The organism is Kitasatospora sp. NPDC051853, from assembly GCF_044452665.1.
Taxonomy (GTDB): domain Bacteria; phylum Actinomycetota; class Actinomycetes; order Streptomycetales; family Streptomycetaceae; genus Kitasatospora.
Genome location: NZ_JBITBY010000009.1, coordinates 385,396 through 401,388, shown reverse-complemented (window position 1 = coordinate 401,388; position 15,993 = coordinate 385,396). Strand labels below are relative to the sequence as shown.

Sequence of the window (15,993 nt, the reverse complement as noted above, 5' to 3'; positions counted from 1 at the left end):
CGTGGCTCGGCCACATGCTGCCCCGCTCCGGACCGCTTCGGTGGAACTCCCCGGTGTCTCCGTCAGGTCCCCACCCATTGGCCACGCCGTTCTGAGCAGCCTCTGAGCATCGGGGGAGAAGGCCCCTGAACAGGCCGTTCTCAGCCCGCGGCCCCTGCCGTCCCCCAGACGGAACGCAGCCGGTCCGCCGACCCGGCGGCCTGGGCGACGCCCGCCCGGTAGGCCGGGCCCCAGACCGTCACGTCGCCCAGGTCCGGCCCGAAGGCCTCCACCGAGGCGGGGTCGGGGCCGATGGTCTCCGTCGTCCGCGCACCCACCGCCGCCACCTGCCCCTCCAGGACCCCGGGAGGAGAGAGGTGCGCCATCGGGGCGACCACGACCAGCGTCCGGGCGCCGGCCGCGAGGTCGGCGTTCACGCCCGCCCGCAGCGCGCCGTCCATGTACCGCCGCCCGTCCACCTCCGGCGGGGGCGCGGCCCCGGGGAAGGCGCTGCTGGCCGCCACCGCGTGCACCAACGGCGCCCCGCTGTCGCGGTCCCACGCCACCGGCTCGCCCGTTCCGGCCTCCACCGCGGTGATCACCAGCCGCCGCTCCGGCCACTCCCGGGCCCCGATCAGCGCGGCCCGCCCGGCGAGCAGCGCCTCCTCGGCCCGGGGGTCGACGCCACCGAGCGCGAGCTGCCCGACCCGCCGCCTGGCCTCCTCCGGCTCCAGCGTCCGGTCCCCCAGCACTGCGAAGGCCTCCCCCATCCGCGCGTGGTCCACCGGCACCCGGTGGCCCTCCGCACGGACCGGCGTCTCCAGCCGCCCGGGGTCCTGACCGGTGGCCAGCACCGCCCCGACGATCGCCCCGGCGGAGGTGCCGACGATCAGGTCCGCCGCGTCCAGGTCCACGCCCGCCCGGAGCAGCCCGTGCACCAGCCCGGCGGCCCAGGCCGTGCCGACGGGACCTCCCGGGCCCAGGACGAGCGCTCGGTCGACGGTGTGCACGGATGATCTCCCCCCGTTGTCGGGAACAGTCGTATCACAGCTCCCTGACGGTGCTTCAACTCCCCTACGTCGCGGAGGGTCCCCGGCTTCCTGGCGCCCCGTCAGGACACCGCGTCCCCCGCCAGCGCGGCCGGGTCGGTGTTCGCCCCGCAGAGCACCACGCAGACCCGCTCCCCCTCCGCCGCCCGGTACGCACCGTGCCGCACCGCCGCCAGCGCCGTGGCCGCCGCGTGCTCCACCACCAGGCGGTGCTCCTCCCAGAGCGCCCGCCGCGCCGCCACGATCGCGGCCTCCGGCACCAGCACCGACTCCACGCCCTCACCGCCGCGCACGGCCACCGCCAGCGCCGCCGCCGAGACCCGCCGGGCGCCCAGCGAGTCGGCCGCCACCGAGTCCACGTCCACGTCCACCACCCGTCCGGCGCCGATCGCCGCGTTCAGCGCCCGGCAGTTCTCCGGCTCCACCGCGACCGTCCGGATCCCGTGCTCCGCCGCCGCGGTCGCCACCCCGGCGAACAGGCCGCCGCCGCCCACCGCGACCACCACCGTGTCGACGCCGGGCAGCCCGTCCCGGATCTCGTCCAGCAGCGTGCCGGCCCCGGCCGCGATCAACGGGTGGTCGTAGGCGTGCGAGGCCAGCGCCCCGCTCTCCGCCGCGTACTCCTGACAGGCCGCCAGCGCCTCGGCGTACTCCCGGCCCACCGTCCGGACCTCCGCGCCGTACCCGCGCAGCCGGGCAACCTTCACCTCCGGCGCGTTGACCGGCAGGAAGACGGTCGCCGGCACGCCCTGCTGCGCGGCCGCCCAGGCGCAGGCCAGCCCGGCGTTGCCGCCGGAGGCGATGGTGACCCCGGCCTCCGGCAGGGTGCCGGCCTCGCGGTGGGCCCGCAGGAAGTTCTGGGCGCCCCGGGCCTTGAAGCTCCCGGTGTGCTGGAGCTGCTCCAGTGCGAACCAGAGCCCCTCCCGTCCGCCGGGCACCACCCCCACCGGCCGCACCGCCCCGGCGATCCGCTCGCGGGCCGCCCGGACGTCCTGGTAGTCGAAACCGGCTCGGGTCACGTCGCTGCTCCTCGTCCGCAAGGTGGTCGGACCCGTACCGTACGCCGCGACCCCACCCCGTTGACCAGTGGGTTTCGGGCAGGGACGAAAGGGGAGGTGCCCACGGCCTCCCGGGCGCCACCGTAGGGGCCGAAGGAGGTCCAACCCATGTCCCTCACCCGCACGTTGACCCTGATCGGCACCACCCTCGGGCTGGCCCTGGCCCCGCTCGGCCAGGCCGTCGCTGCCCCCTGCCCGCACCCCTCCACCTACCTCGTCTCCCGTGACCCGGGCGTCCTGCCCGAGGGCATCGCGATCGACCGCGACGGCACGGTGTACGTCTCGTCCTCGGCCACCGGCCGCCTCTACCGCGGCCGGGTCGCCGTCCCCTGGATGCGGCCGTTCGCCGCCCAGGGCGTCGCCGACCGCACCCGCACCCTCGGCGTGCACACCGACCGGCACGGCCGGGTCCTCTCGGTCGGCGGTGCCACCCTCACCGTGCACGCCCCGGACGGCCGCCTGCTCTCCCGCCTCACCGCCCCGGACGGCCCGCTCGGTGCCCCCGACCTCAACGACCTGGTGGTCACCCCGGACGCGGTCTACGTCACCGACTGGGCCAACCCCTTCGTCCTGCGCGCCGCCCTCGACCGCGACGGCCGCCCCGGACCGCTGCTGCCCTGGCTGGACCTGCGGCCGAGCCTCCCGCAGTTCCCGGCGCGGTACTGGCTGCTCAACGGCATCGTCGCCACCCCGGACGGCGCCACCCTGCTGGTCGCCTCCAACGGCACCGAGGCGGTCTGGCGGGTCGACACCGCCACCTCCGCCGTCTCCCGCCTGGACCTCGGCGACCAGTCCTTCGGCGCCGACGGCATGGTGCTGGCCGGCCGCACCCTCTACGCCGTGCTCAACTACGGTGCCCCGTCCGGCGTCTACGTCGCCGAGCTCGACCCCGACCTCCGCGGCGGCACCGTCACCCACCGCCTGACCGGCGCCCCGTTCGACTCCCCGACCACCCTGGCCCGGCACGACTGCCGCCTCTACGTGGTCAACAGCCAACTGGAGCACGGCCCGGGCGCCCCGCCGTACACCGTCTCGGCCGTCCCCGACCCGTTCTGCTGACGCCCGCGGGGCTGGTCCGACCGTTCGCGTAGGCCGTGACACGGGCGGCTCCGCCGCGTGCGGCCGGGACGCCCTCGCGGCGGAGCCGCAGGTGTCGCTCCGGCCGTGCGGCGAGCGCGCGTTCGTGCATGCGTCCCGAAGGGGGAGTCCCCCGGCCGGGCCGTCAGGGCTTCGCGCGCCCCTTGCGCCACAGCAGCAGCGCCACCCCGGCGGCCACGGCCAGCAGCAGCGCGCCCAGGTGATTGGGCCCGTCCTCCTGCTGCCCCGCCGGGGCGGGCGCGGCCGCCGGAGCCCCCGCCCCACCGGCGCTCCTGCTGGGGCCTGCGCTCGGAGTCGGCTGCGGCGCGGCGTCGCCCAGCGGCACCCGCCACACCTCCGACTCCTTGCCCTCGCTCCCGAACATCAGCGCCGAACCGTCCGCCGCGAAGGTGACCGACTCCCCCTGCCGCTGGAACGGCACCGACACCGACCGCTCCGCCCCCAGCGCGCCGTCCTTCCAGTCGTACAGCTTCGCCCAGAAGTACCCGCGCAGGACCACCCGGCGGCCGTCCGGCGAGAACGCGCCGTCCGTCACCCACGGCACCTCGCCGACCGGCCGGAATACGTTCACCCCGGTGCTCGCCAGGCTCTCCGGCCCCTGGTAGAGGCGGCCGTCCTTCTGGTCCTTGCTCGCGATGTACACCCGCCCGGTGACGAGGTGGACCAGCAGCGCCTCCGCGTCGCGCGGCCCGTCCTCGTACCGCACCCGGTACTTGGTGACCGCGACGGCCTGGTCGCGCAGCTGCTCCGGCTCGGCGAAGCGGTAGAGCCAGACCTCCGGCCACTTCCCGTGGAAGTTGTCCCCGATGTCCGCCAGGTAGAGCTGGTGGTCCGGCCCGAGCGCGATCGCCTCCACGTCCCGCGGCTTGATCCCGCGCAGCGTCAGCGTCGCCACCGTGCGGCCGGTCGCGGCCTCGACCCCGTAGACGTACGGGCCGTCGTCGCTGTCGTTGTGGGTCCAGTACACGCCGGGGTGGCGCTGACTCGCCGTCAGTCCGCTGGACTCGGTGATCCGCTCGTCCCGGAGGGTGAACTCCCGGCGCGACGCCTCCGCCGCGGCGGCCGGCCCCACGGCCGGAGCGGCCACCACCAGGGCAGCCAGCACCACCGCGACCGGCCGGCCCACCGACCGCCCCCGCCGCCACCTTCGGACGTCCACGCTCACCACCCCGCGATCATCGCACGGGCCGCGCCGCCGACACCTCCGACACCGTCGCCGCCCTCAGCGTCCTCGGCGTCCTCGGCGCCCTCGGTGTCCTCACCGCCCTCACGGCCAGAGCAGCGACCGCCGCCACCCGTCGCCCTCCCGGCAGTACGCCAACCGCACGTGCCGCCGCCCTCCGTCCCCCTGCCAGAACTCCACCGTGTCCGGGCGCAGCAGGTACCGCGTCAGCCCGGGTACCGGCCCGTCCGGGTCGGCGTTCGCCAACACCAACGCCCGCTCCCAGAGCGGCCCGAACTCCCCCGCCGACCGCATGGTCTCGCTCTGCCGCCCGACCAGCGCGGCGGCGTGCGCGGCCGCGCTGATGCTGCGCACCGCCCGCGGCGCGTCCTGCTGGTCGACCGCCGTCACCCGCCCCCGCAGCCGCACCTGCCGTCCCATCGGCGGCCAGTACGAGGTCATCGCCGCCCAGGGCGTGGCCGCCAGCTGACGGCCCTTCGGGCTCCGCCGGTCCGCCACGAAGCTCCACGTCCCCGTCTCCGGGTCGATGTCCCGCAGCCCGACCACCCGGGCGTCCGGCCGCCCGTCCGCGTCCACCGTCGAGACGGTGACCAGCTGCGCGTCCGGCACCCCCTCCGTCATGGCGGCGTGCAGCCAGGCCACGTGCAGCTCCGCCGGGTCGTCGGGCGCGGCCTCCGCGTCGAACCCCGGCAGTTCACGGGCCATCGGCGGCCGGCTCCGCAGCATCTCCCGCAACTCGGCCAGCCTGTCCTGCCCGCCCACGACGTCCTCGCTCATCCCGGCCTCCTGACCCCACGTCCCCCGCGGCCGACGGGCACCCCCGCCTGCCGACGATCATTCTGCCGTGCCCGCTCCACCCCGACTGCCGCAGGATGCCGCAGGCCGCTCAGAGCACCAGGTCGTCGTGCTCGTCGAAGATCCAGCCGTCCTCGTACAGCACCTCGAAGAGGTGGCCGTCGGGATCGGTGAAGTACCCGCTGTGCCCCCAGGCGTTCGGGCCCGCCGGGCGGGTGACGGCGGCGCCCAGCTCGGCGGCCTTCGCCATCACCGCGTACACCTCCTCCGCGCTGCGGGCCACGTACGCGAGGGCGAAGCCCGCGAACCCGCCCGGCCCCCGGTCCGGCAGCCCCGCGTCGGCGGCGAAGGCCTCCCGCGACTGGAACGCGACCGCCACCCCGCCCAGTTCGAACAGCGCGAACTCCTCCGAGCCCGCCTTGGACCGCTCCCAGCCCAGCTCCTGGTAGAAGGCCACGCTCGCGGCCACGTCCCGCACGCCGAGCAGGATCAGGTTGAGTCGTTGCCGCATGTCGTCGTCCTCACTGGTGGTACCGGTACCCGGCCGGTCATCCTGCCACCCGCCTCCGACAACGCCCCGTCAGTCGTGGACCGCCAGGTACAGGATGGTGGCCCACTCCTCCGTCACCAGCAGCAGGCAGCGCCACCCGATCTCCCCCGTCGGCGGCGCCCCGACGTCCCCGCACCGGCGCACCGGCCCCAGGTGGGCCTCGATCAGATCGGCGATGCCGTCGGCGAGTTCACCGGTGCGCCGGAGCTCCTCCGGAGTGCGGCAGCCGGGGTCCGAGTACCGCACGGCCGGCTGCATGAACCCCTTCAGCACCGCCCGCCGGAACGCCTCCCGCCACTCCCCCGCCCCCTCGAACCACCCCACCGGCCCCACCCGGAACCCGCTCGGCCCCGCGTCGTACACCGCCTGCGCCAGCTGATCGTCCGTCAGCCCGGCCACCGGGACCGGGTCGTGCAGGTCCACGCTCGTCACGTGGTTGTTGTCGTCGAGCAGCTCCTCCAGCGGCTCGGCCGCGGCCCGCACCGCCTCCGGAGCATCACGTGGGTCCAGCATGGGCGTCCGATCCTCCGTACGGTTTCCGTCCGACGGCCCAGTCTCCCAGCCGGGCCGCAGTCCCCGGCCCCCTGACCCCCGACCCCCTGGGCAGGAGGGAGCGGTGACGCGGCGTCAGCGGTACGACCGATCCTGACGTTGGGGTGCCCATCCCGGCCCGGGATGTCTATCGTCGAACCGCACCGCTGATCGAACCGCCGAGCGGTCCGTGACGAAGGGGGACGGCGCCAGGCGTGAACAGCTCCGGGGGGACGGACGGACGGCGGCACGTGGTGCTGACGCTGGGCATCGCACTCAGGCGGACCGAGGACGGCGACTCGCCGCGCCTCGGTCTCGACGTCCTGGCGGAGGCCCCCGAGCACGCCGAGCGGGTCGCCCGGATCCTGGAGGAGTTCCGCTACACCCGGCGCGAGCCCGCCGCACCGGCCGAGGACACCGACCACGCCGCGCGGGTCGAGGCCGCCGTCGAGGCCGAGGACGCCGACGTGCTGATCGTGCACGTCGTCGCCCACGGCGAACTCGCCACCGGCAGCAGCGAGAAGCTCTACGTCCTCGACCAGCACGGCAACCGTCTCCCCCGTCCGGTCGGAGGGTGGATCGACCTGATCGAGGACCATCCCGACCGGCACCGGCCCACCACCCTGTTCGTCCTCGACGTCTGCTACGCCGGGCAGGCCGCGGTGACCGCCTGGCACGCGCGGATGGACGTCGACCGCCGCCGGGCCTGGGTGCTCGCCGCGACCGGACCGGACCGGCAGGCCTTCGGCTACCGCCTGAGCCGCGCCCTGGTGCAGGTCCTGGAGGGGTACCGCGACCTGACGGTCCGTTTCGACCCCTCGCTGCCGTACATCCCGCCCACCACGGTCTGGCGGGACGTCGACCGCGCCGTCGGCGAGTTGGCCGCCCGGGCCGGCGGGCTGCCGCAGTCGATCCTGACCAGCCTCGTCCCCGGCCACGCCGACCTCTCCCGGCTGCCCTTCTTCCCCAATCCGTCCTACGACCCGACCCGCACGAGGGCCGCTGCCAGGAGCCTTCCGCCGGAGATCGCCCGCCTCGCGGACTGGGCCGCCGACCCCCTGCACTTCATGCGCCGGGCCGGCGGCGCCGAACCCGTGGCCCGCGACTGGTCCGAGGGCTACTTCAGCGGCCGCACCGCCCAGTTGGACACCCTCACCGCCTGGCTCGACGAGGAGACGGCCGCACCGGGACTGCGCGTCGTCACCGGCAAGGCCGGAGCCGGCAAGTCCGCGCTCCTCGGCGTCCTGCTGTGCGCCGCCCACCCGGCCCTGCGACGCCACACCCGCCCGCTCTGGGCCGCACTGGACGACCACGTCCCGGGGGAGAACGACCGGCTCGTGGCGGTCCACGCCCGCCGCCTGGGCCTCGACGACATCGCCGCCTCGCTGGCCCGCCAGCTGCGCCACCTGACCGGGGCCGGCTCGCCGGCCCCCGACGACGCGTCAGGAAGCCCCGCGCAGCGGCTGCTGGACCTCCTGCGGCCCGACGACCGCCCCGTCACCATCGTCATCGACGCCCTCGACGAAGCCCTCAACCCCCAGGACGTCCTGGCCGCCCTGCTCCTCCCGCTCGCCCGCCACGCGCTCGGGGCGGACCGCCGGCTGAGGCTGCTCGTCGCCACCCGTGAGGACCACCGTTCCGCCTCCCTCCTCGACCTGGCACGCGCCACCGGTTCCCTCACCGACCTCAGCACCGTCGGCCGGGAGGAGGTCCGCCACGACGTGGCCGCCTACGCCAAGCGGCTCCTCAGCGCCGACGGCCCCTACAGCCGCGGGGCCCTGCGGGACGTGCGCACCACCTTGGCCGAGACGATCGCCGACACCCTCACCACCCGGACCGGCCGGCCGGACCACCAGCCCGCCTCCCTCGACTGGGGTGAGTTCCTCACCGCCGGGCTCTACGTCCACCACCTCCTGGCCGTCCCGCCCGCCACCACCCACGAGGAGGCCGTGCGCCTCGGCCGGGCCGTGCCCCGGGACCTGCCCGAGCTCCTCGAACTCGACCTGCGCCGCCACACCGACCAGCCCCATCTGCGCCCGGTGCTCACCGCCCTCGCCTTCGCCCAGGGCCGCGGCACGCCCGAGGGCGTCCTGGCCCACGCCGCGGCGGCGTTCACCGCCGACGGCGCCCCGCTGCCCCTGCCCGAGCTGTACGCCCTCCTGGACGGCGTGGCGCGCTTCTACCTCCGCCGCGACATCGACGGCGACGGCACCACGCTGTACCGGCTCTTCCACGAGGGCCTCGCGGACTGGCTCCGCCAGAGCGCCGGACCTGCCGCCGACGACGACCCGTCAGGGGCGCACGCCACCGGGCACGGTGAGGCGGACCGCCTGCTCGACAAGCTGCTGGACTGCGTTCCCCGGAACCCGGCCGGCCTCCCGAGGTGGCAGCACGCCGCCGGGTACCTGCTGCGCCACACCGCCCAGCACGCGGTCGACGCCGGCCGCCTGGACGAACTCCTGGACGACGTCGGCTACCTCCAGCACGCGGACCCGCACACCCTCGCCGAGGCGCTGCCCCACGTGCACTCGCCCCAGGCCCAACTCGACGCCGCCGTCTACCGGGCCTCCTGGGGCGTGCACCACGGCCTGCCGCCCGCGGCCCGCCGGCAGGTCCTGGCCCTGGACGCCGCACGACTGCGCGACGTCGCGCTCCAGCGCAGGCTCCCCGGGGACGCCGACTGGACCGTCCACTGGGCGACCGGCAGTCAGATCTCGCCGGCCCTGGTCCGCACGCTCACCGGCCACACCGGAGCCGTGCGGGCCGTCGCGGCGACGGTGCTGGCGGGGCGCCCGCACATCGTCACCGGCGACGACGGCGGCGCGCTCCGGGTGTGGGACGCGGCCACCGGTACCCTGGCCCGCGAACTCACCTCCCGGACGGGCGCGGTGCACACCGTGGCACTGCCGGAGGCCGGCCGGCACGCCGTCACCGTCGACGACGGCGGCGCGCTGCGGCTGTGGAACCTGGCCACCGGCCTCCAGGTCCGTGAACTGACCGGGCACACGGGCAGGGTGACCACGGCGGCAGCGGCGATGCTGGAGGAGGGGCCGCGCGCGGTCACCGGTACCCGCGACGGCCGGTTGCAGGTCTGGGACCTGAGCACGGGGGCCCTGGTCCGCGAACTGGACTGCCGCCGTGAGGGGTTGACCGCGCTGACCCTGGTCGTGCTGGAGGGCGGGCCGCGCGCCGTCACCGGGGACGAGGGCGGGACGGTCCGGCTCTGGGACCTGGCCACCGGCACCCAGACCGACGCCTTCCCCGGCCACGCCCGAGAGGTCCACGCGGTGGCGGTCGGCCACCCGGAGGACGGTCCGTACGCCTCGCAGAACCCGATGATCATCAGCGGTGGCGGCGACGGGAAGCTGCTCTCCCGGGGGCTGCGGTACAGCTGGAACCGGCGGGAACTGTCCTGCAGCGGCCGGGTCCGCGCGGTGGTGCCCGTGCTCCTGCACGGGTCGCTGCACGCGGTCTCCGGGAGCGACGACGGTTCGGTGCAGGTCTGGGACCTGAACTGGGGTCACCTCGCCGGCCGGCTGGCGGGCCACACCGGTGCGGTGAACTCGGTGGGCCTCACCATGCTGGGCAGGCGCCCGCACGCCGTCACCGGCAGCAGTGACGGCTCGGCACGCGTGTGGGACCTGGCCACCGGCACCCGGACCGACACGCTGACCGCCCACACCGGGAAGGTCCTCTCCGCGGCGGTGGTCCCGACGGGCGGACACCCGCACGCCGTCACCGGCGACCGCAACGGAACGGTCGTGCTGTGGGACCTGGGCACCGGCACCGCCCTGCGCCAACTCACCGGCCACACCGGCGCGGTCAACTCGGTGGCGCTGCTGTCCCTGCGGGGGCACCCGCACGCGGTGACCGCGGGCGGCGACCGCTCGGTGCGGCTGTGGGACCTGACCACCGGGGCCGAGACCGCCAGGCTGGCCGGCCACACGAGTGCGGTCAGCGCGGTGGCGGTGGCCTTCGTACGGGGCCGGGCCCTCGTCCTCACCGGCGCCGAGGACGGCCTGGTCCGGGTGTGGGACCTGGCCGCCCGGACCGCGATCGCCCGGTTGCCCGGGCACCGCGGCCGGGTGAACGCCGTCGCGGTGGTCGCCCTGCACGGGCGCGAACACGTCGTCAGCTGCGGCGACGACGGGACGGTGCGCGTACGGGACCTGGCCACCGGCGCCCGGGCCGACGGGCCGGCCGGCGGCACCGGCCGGGCGAACGCGGTGGCGCTGACGAGCCCGGGAGGCCGTCCGCACGTGGTCGGCGGGGGCGCCGACGGCACGCTGCGGATGCGCGACCTGACCACCGGGGCGCTGGTCAGCGACCTTGCCGGCCACGACGGCGCCGTGACGACGGTGGCGGCGGTGTCCCTGGGGCGCCGTTCGTACGTCCTCAGCGGGAGCGCCGACCGGACGGTGCGGGTGTGGGACCCCACCACCTCCGCCTGCCTGACGACGTTTCACTTCCCGGACGCGGTGAACACCCTGGCCCTCGCTCCGGACGGCACCGTGGTGGTCGGCTTCGGCTCCGAGGTGGCCGCCCTCAGCATCGACCCCCTCATGAGGAGGCTCCGTTGACCGCCCAAGCCGCATCCCGCCTACGGGTCGTCGCCGTGCACGGCATCCACAACGGCTTCGGGGCCGGCGTCCCCGAGGCTCGCAAGGAGGAGCTGCGCGCGCTCAAGGCCGCCGTCTGGGCGCGGGACCTGGCCGCCGGGCTCGGTGTCGCCCCGGAGCACCTGGACGTCGACTTCGCCTACTACGCCGACCGGCTCCTGCCGGGCCCCGCCGCCCAGGGCGGGCCGGACGGGGACTTCCTCGCCGACCCCCTCGCGCAGGAGTTCCTCGACGCCTGGGCCCGGGCACTGGGACTGCCGGACGAAGCCGCGCACGGAAGCGCCGCGGTGCCGCTGCGCGGCTTCTCCGCCTGGCTGGCGCGCCGGTTCGACCTCGCGGAGGGGCCGCTGCGGGTCTTCGTCCGGCTGCTGTGCGCGGAGGTGGCCGCCTACCTGCGCTCGCCCGACGCCCCGGAACGCTCCGCGGCGCGCGAGGAGGTCGCCGCGCGGATCGCCCGTCACCGGCCACGGGTCGTCGTCGCCCACTCGCTGGGCTCCGTCGTCGCGTACGAGGCCCTGCAGGCCCACCCGGAGCTCCGGCCCGAGCTGTTCCTCACCCTGGGATCGCCCCTGGCCCTGCCCCGCCTGGTCTTCGACCGGCTGGTCCCGGCCCCTCGGCCGGCCGGCACCCCCCAGCCGCGCGGTGCGGGCCTGCCCGGGGGGACCCGGTGGGTGAACATCGCCGACCCCGGTGACCCCGTCGCGGTCCCGCCCGGCCTGGGCGGGTACTTCGCCGGCGTCGCGATGGACCACACGTCCACGGTCAGCGCCCTGTTCCGGTTCCACCACGCCGAGAACTACCTGCGGTGCGCGACCACGGCGGCCACCCTCGCCCCGTACCTGGGGAGATGAGGCATCCGTGCCGAGTTCGGCGCGGCGGAACCGCCCCACCCGTCCGGGTTGTCGGCGGCTCGCACCCGTCAGCCGGGCGAGGTCGCCTACCAGCGATGCCATGCCGCTTCGGGCACGCCGTCGAGCGCGTCACCGTAATCGTCACCCGCGACGAAGAACAGCGCCCAGGACACGGTGCGGTCGCCGGCGCGCTGCACCCCGAGCGCCAGTTGAAGGTCCTTGCAGACGCAGTCCCCGGTGGGACCGACCACCAGGTCGGTGTCGTACGTGTCCGCGAGGGCCGGTCGAGTCAGGCACCGGATGCGTCGGCCCCGGCAAGTCCGCCGTGAACGCCGGACACCGTGAACCACCCGGGGCTCACCTCGGCCAGGACATCCTTCAGGCTCTCGACCGCCGCCCGCAGCTCTTCCGTCGTGGGGACGACGGGCGTGGGCAGGCTCTTCCCGTAGTACTCCAAGCGCGAGAAGTCGAAGGCCGCCACCTCGCCGAAGAAGTCCACGTCCACGTCGACTCCGCCCGGGCCGATCATTCGACAGCCCCTGCCGTGCACCACGTACGAGTACCGGCCGGCCTCACCCCTGCGGCTGATCCGTCCCGAGCGGGCGAGCACCACTACGTCAGCCAGCCGCTCCAGCACGGGGAACGCCTCGTGCATCGCGCTGCCGGCCGCGGCGAGATCGCCGACGAAGGCGAGCACCAGGTCCTGCGGTGAACGAACTGGAGCAGCGTCGCTCCCCGATCCCTGCACAACATCCTCCGCGGCATCATCACGTGACCAAGGACTGCGATCCTTCCACGGTGCAGTCCACCGTGCCGAAACCCCACATCACTTGGCATGCGGGGTGGACGGCGAGCTCAGGCCTCCCAGGCCCGGAGCTTGTCCGGGTTCCGGACGGCCCAGATCCGGGTGATCCGGCCGTCCTCCACCGCGAAGGCGGCCACCGTCACGGTGCTGCCGTCGAGCAGGGCGACCAGCCCGGGGCGGCCGTTGACGGAGCCCTCGCGGAGGGTCTGGCCCGGGGTGCGGTCGGCGATGCCGAGGAGGAGGCGGGCGATCTGGTCGGCGCCGGTGACGGGGTGGACGGCTGCTCCGACGAGGCCGCCGCCGTCGGCGGTCATGGTCGCGGCGGGGTCGAGGAGGGCGACGAGGGCCGCGATGTCCTTGGTCTCCCAGGCGTGCTTGAACTCGCGGACCACCCGGGCCTGATCGACCGTCATCGCCGGCTCCGGGGCGGCGTCCCGTACCCGCCGCCGCCCCGAGGCCGCCAGCTGCCGGCAGGCCGCCGCCGAACGCTCCAGCACCGCGCCGATCTCCCCGAACGGGAACCCGAAGACGTCGTGCAGGACGAAGGCCACCCGCTCCGCCGGGGTCATCGTCTCCAGCACCACCAGCAGCGCCATGTCCACCGACTCGTCCAGCGCGATCCGCTCCGCCGGGTCCTGCCGCTCCGCCACCGACGGCCCGGCCGGCCACTCGGTGCGGTCCGGGACGGGCTCGGGTATCCACGCGCCGACGTACCGTTCGCGCCGGGCCCGGGCCGAACCGAGCTGGTCCAGGCAGATCCGGCTGGTGACGGTGGTGAGCCAGGCCTCGGGCGCGACGACCGCCGCCTGCCGCTCCGGCGACAGGGCGTACCAGCGGGCGTACGCCTCCTGCACGGCGTCCTCGGCCTCGGTGAGCGAACCGAGCAGCCGGTAGCCGATGTTGAGGAGGCGGCTGCGCGCGCCGTCGAGGGCGGTGGCGGTGACGGTGGTCATGGTCCGGCTGGCTCCTTCGCGACGGCACGGGGCACCGTCATGATCCGCTGGGCGGGCCACCGGCGCGAGCCCTTTCGCGCCCGCACCTCACATTCCGGCGGGCCGTCTCGTCAGAAGGGTGAGCAGCCGGGACACGGACCCGGCGCCGGGCAGAGAGGACGGACGGCGATGGCCACCCTTGCGACGGCGGTGACGGTGCGTCAGGGCACCAGGTTCCAGGGCTTCGTTCGGTTGGCGGTCGGGCTGCAGACCGCGACCATCCTGGTGCAGGCGGTCAGTGCGGGGCTGGCCTTCTCCACCTCCTACGGCGAGCTGCTGCACGCCGTGGGCGCCCGGGTGACGTACGGGGCGACCATGCTGTACGTGCTGGCCGCGGTCCTGGCCTGGCGGCCGGGCGGCGCCTCGGGGCGGCCGGTGCTGTACGCGACCGGGTTCCTGGTGCTCTCCTCGGTGCAGGTGGTGGCGGGCATCGCGCACCTGGCGAGCCTGCACATCCCGCTCGGGGTGCTGATGTTCGGCGCCAGCCTGCTGCGCCTCGGCTGGGACCTGGCGGGGTACCGGACCGGCGGCACCACCGACCCTGACCTGCGGCGGTGACCGACGGCGGTGACCGGCGGCACCACGGACCCTGACCTGCGGCGGTGACCGACGGCGGCCGCGGCCCCGGGCGTTAGGCTGACGCCCCATGAGACGCCGCCCCGCCGCCCCGCCCCCGCCCCTCCCCCAGCGGCACGGCGTCGACCCGGTGCGGCGGCGCCTGCCGGAGGGCGACTGGGCGACGGTCCGCGCCTACCTGACGGAGTTGCTCCCGGTGGAGCCGGCCCTGGTGGACGCGCTGTTCGACGGCGACGCCCCCGGGGACGGCGTGCACTCCGCCGACGGGCGCCTCGCGCCGGACGCGCCGTTCGTCCCGGGCGGGTGGATCTGGTACCACCGCGACCTGCCGCCCGAGGTGGAGGTGCCGTTCCCGCTCGCGGTCGTCCACCGGGACGAGCGGATCGTCGTCGCGGACAAGCCGCACTTCCTCTCCATCGCCCCGCGCGGCAAGCACGTCACCCAGACCGCGCTCGCCCTGCTCCGCGACCGGCTCGGCCTGCCGGAGCTGAGCCCGGCGCACCGGCTCGACCGGCTGACGGCGGGTCTGGTGCTCTTCGTCGTCCGGCCGCAGGACCGGGCGGCCTACCAGGGGCTCTTCGCCGAGCGGCGGGTCCGCAAGGAGTACCGGGCGGTCGCGCCGTACCGGCCGGAGCTGGACCTGCCGCGGACGGTGGAGAGTCGGCTGGTGAAGGAGCGCGGCGAGCTGACGGCCCGGGAGGTGCCGGGCGAGCCGAACAGCCGGAGCGTGGTGGAACTGCTGGCGCACGACGGGCGGAACGGTGGATACCGCTTGCTGCCCGAGACGGGCAAGACCCATCAGCTGCGGGTCCACCTCGCCTCCCTGGGCATCCCGATCCTCGGCGATCCGCTCTACCCCGTCGTGCTGCCCGAGGCGGCCCCGGACGATTTCCGCGAACCGCTCCAACTCCTCGCCCACAGCCTGGAGTTCACCGATCCCGTGACGGGTGCCGCGCACCGCTTCGAGAGCGGGCAGCGGCTGGCCCGCTGGCCGGAGGAAGTTCCGGCCGGCGAGACCCTGTGACGAAGGTCACCCCCGGGACTCCGTCACCTACGGTCGCGTAAGGTAGTTCACAAGGTGAACTATCTCCTCCATGGCTGACACACAGGAGACCCTTGACCTCAGCTCGTACGTGGCACTCGGCGACAGCTTCACCGAGGGCCTCAACGACGCCCGCCCGGACGGCCTGTACGCCGGATGGGCCGACCGACTGGCCCGACTGCTCGCCGCACAGCGGCCGTTGGGCGACTTCCGGTACGCGAACCTCGCGGTCCGCGGCCGGCTGCTGGACCAGATCGCCGAGGAGCAGGTGCCCCGGGTCGCGGAGATCCGCCCCGACCTGGTGACGCTCTGCGCCGGCGGCAACGACATCCTCCGCCCGGGCAGCGACCCGGACACGGTGGCCGAGCGCTTCGAGGCGGCCGTGGTGGAGCTCAAGCAGCACGCCGGGACGGTGCTGATCTGCACCGGCTTCGACACCCGGGGCGTCCCGGTGCTCGGACTGCTCCGCGGCAAGATCGCCACCTACAACGGGCACCTGCGGGCGATCGCCGACCGGCACGGCGCCACCGTGGCGGACCTCTGGTCGCTGCGCTCGGTGCACGACCGCCGCGCCTGGAGCGAGGACCGGCTGCACCTCTCCCCCGAGGGGCACCAGCGGGTCGCCCTGCTGGCCGCCCGCTCCCTCGGCCTGCCGCTCGGCCCGGAGCAGGACCCGGAGGCCCCCTGGCCCGCCGCGCCCGTGCTCACCACGGCCGAGCAGCGCCGGGAGAACCTGCAGTGGGCCCGCGAGTTCCTGGTGCCGTGGGTCGGCCGCCGCCTGCGCGGCGAGTCCTCCGGGGACAACATCGAGGCCAAGCGGCCGGAGCTGCTTCCCCTCTGACACCGCGTCAGCCACCGGCCCGGA

General features: G+C 75.4%; 15 protein-coding genes. 6 read left to right on the top strand and 9 right to left on the bottom strand.

Translation table 11 applies throughout. The annotated features are described in order from the left end of the window. Positions 1-140: 140 nt before the first annotated feature. On the bottom strand, positions 141-989 hold the full coding sequence (locus ACIA8O_RS26615) for a patatin-like phospholipase family protein (protein WP_396296497.1): 849 nt from the start codon (positions 987-989) through the stop codon (positions 141-143). A 101-nt stretch (positions 990-1,090) separates the two neighbouring features. Continuing rightward, entirely contained in the window at positions 1,091-2,047 is a 957-nt protein-coding gene (locus tag ACIA8O_RS26610; RefSeq protein ID WP_396296496.1) for a serine/threonine dehydratase, read from the bottom strand. Positions 2,048-2,194: 147 nt separating this feature from the next. Between ACIA8O_RS26610 and ACIA8O_RS26605 the strand changes: the two genes are divergently transcribed. Further along, complete coding sequence (locus ACIA8O_RS26605; RefSeq protein WP_396296495.1) at positions 2,195-3,145, top strand: SMP-30/gluconolactonase/LRE family protein; 951 nt, start codon at positions 2,195-2,197, stop codon at positions 3,143-3,145. A 163-nt stretch (positions 3,146-3,308) separates the two neighbouring features. On the opposite strand, the gene ACIA8O_RS26600 is transcribed toward ACIA8O_RS26605, so the two are convergent. The 4 genes from ACIA8O_RS26600 to ACIA8O_RS26585 all read right to left on the bottom strand — a co-directional run bounded on the left by ACIA8O_RS26600 (position 3,309) and on the right by ACIA8O_RS26585 (position 6,225). Beyond that, positions 3,309-4,343, bottom strand: a complete 1,035-nt coding sequence (locus ACIA8O_RS26600; protein ID WP_396296494.1) for a WD40 repeat domain-containing protein — start codon at positions 4,341-4,343, stop codon at positions 3,309-3,311. A gap of 108 nt (positions 4,344-4,451) precedes the next feature. Then, positions 4,452-5,144 (bottom strand): pyridoxal 5'-phosphate synthase, encoded by a 693-nt coding sequence (locus ACIA8O_RS26595; protein WP_396296493.1) that lies wholly within the window; start codon positions 5,142-5,144, stop codon positions 4,452-4,454. 109 nt (positions 5,145-5,253) lie between these two features. Beyond that, on the bottom strand, positions 5,254-5,673 hold the full coding sequence (locus ACIA8O_RS26590; protein ID WP_396296492.1) for a VOC family protein: 420 nt from the start codon (positions 5,671-5,673) through the stop codon (positions 5,254-5,256). 69 nt (positions 5,674-5,742) lie between these two features. Next, positions 5,743-6,225 carry a hypothetical protein gene (locus ACIA8O_RS26585; RefSeq protein WP_396296491.1) on the bottom strand — a complete coding sequence of 161 codons (483 nt, stop codon included), beginning with the start codon at positions 6,223-6,225 and terminating at the stop codon, positions 5,743-5,745. 233 nt (positions 6,226-6,458) lie between these two features. Here ACIA8O_RS26585 and ACIA8O_RS26580 point away from each other — a divergent pair, with 233 nt between their 5' ends. Both ACIA8O_RS26580 and ACIA8O_RS26575 read left to right on the top strand, forming a co-directional pair. Further along, the gene (locus tag ACIA8O_RS26580; RefSeq protein ID WP_396296490.1) at positions 6,459-10,823 is read left to right on the top strand and encodes an NACHT and WD repeat domain-containing protein; all 4,365 of its coding nucleotides are present in this window, start codon (positions 6,459-6,461) and stop codon (positions 10,821-10,823) included. Next, positions 10,820-11,713 carry a serine peptidase gene (locus ACIA8O_RS26575; protein WP_396296489.1) on the top strand — a complete coding sequence of 298 codons (894 nt, stop codon included), beginning with the start codon at positions 10,820-10,822 and terminating at the stop codon, positions 11,711-11,713. Before ACIA8O_RS26580 ends, ACIA8O_RS26575 begins: the two co-directional genes overlap by 4 nt. Positions 11,714-11,799: 86 nt before the next feature. Here the strand turns inward: ACIA8O_RS26575 and ACIA8O_RS26570 are convergent, their stop codons facing one another. The 3 genes from ACIA8O_RS26570 to sigJ all read right to left on the bottom strand — a co-directional run bounded on the left by ACIA8O_RS26570 (position 11,800) and on the right by sigJ (position 13,471). After that, a complete protein-coding gene (locus ACIA8O_RS26570) occupies positions 11,800-11,964 on the bottom strand; it encodes a hypothetical protein (protein WP_396296488.1) in 165 nt (54 codons plus the stop codon). A 38-nt stretch (positions 11,965-12,002) separates the two neighbouring features. Further along, complete coding sequence (locus ACIA8O_RS26565) at positions 12,003-12,410, bottom strand: DUF6896 domain-containing protein (RefSeq protein ID WP_396296487.1); 408 nt, start codon at positions 12,408-12,410, stop codon at positions 12,003-12,005. Positions 12,411-12,568: 158 nt separating this feature from the next. Continuing rightward, entirely contained in the window at positions 12,569-13,471 is a 903-nt protein-coding gene (sigJ, locus tag ACIA8O_RS26560) for an RNA polymerase sigma factor SigJ (RefSeq protein ID WP_396296486.1), read from the bottom strand. Between the two features lie 168 nt (positions 13,472-13,639). On the opposite strand from sigJ, the gene ACIA8O_RS26555 reads away from it, so the two are divergent. The 3 genes from ACIA8O_RS26555 (at position 13,640) to ACIA8O_RS26545 (ending at position 15,969) form a co-directional block, all read left to right on the top strand. Continuing rightward, entirely contained in the window at positions 13,640-14,068 is a 429-nt protein-coding gene (locus tag ACIA8O_RS26555; protein WP_396296485.1) for a hypothetical protein, read from the top strand. Positions 14,069-14,156: 88 nt separating this feature from the next. Beyond that, positions 14,157-15,110 (top strand): pseudouridine synthase, encoded by a 954-nt coding sequence (locus ACIA8O_RS26550; RefSeq protein ID WP_396296484.1) that lies wholly within the window; start codon positions 14,157-14,159, stop codon positions 15,108-15,110. A 70-nt stretch (positions 15,111-15,180) separates the two neighbouring features. Next, positions 15,181-15,969, top strand: coding sequence for an SGNH/GDSL hydrolase family protein (locus tag ACIA8O_RS26545; protein ID WP_396296483.1), 789 nt, complete (start codon positions 15,181-15,183; stop codon positions 15,967-15,969). The last annotated feature ends 24 nt before the right edge of the window (positions 15,970-15,993 follow it).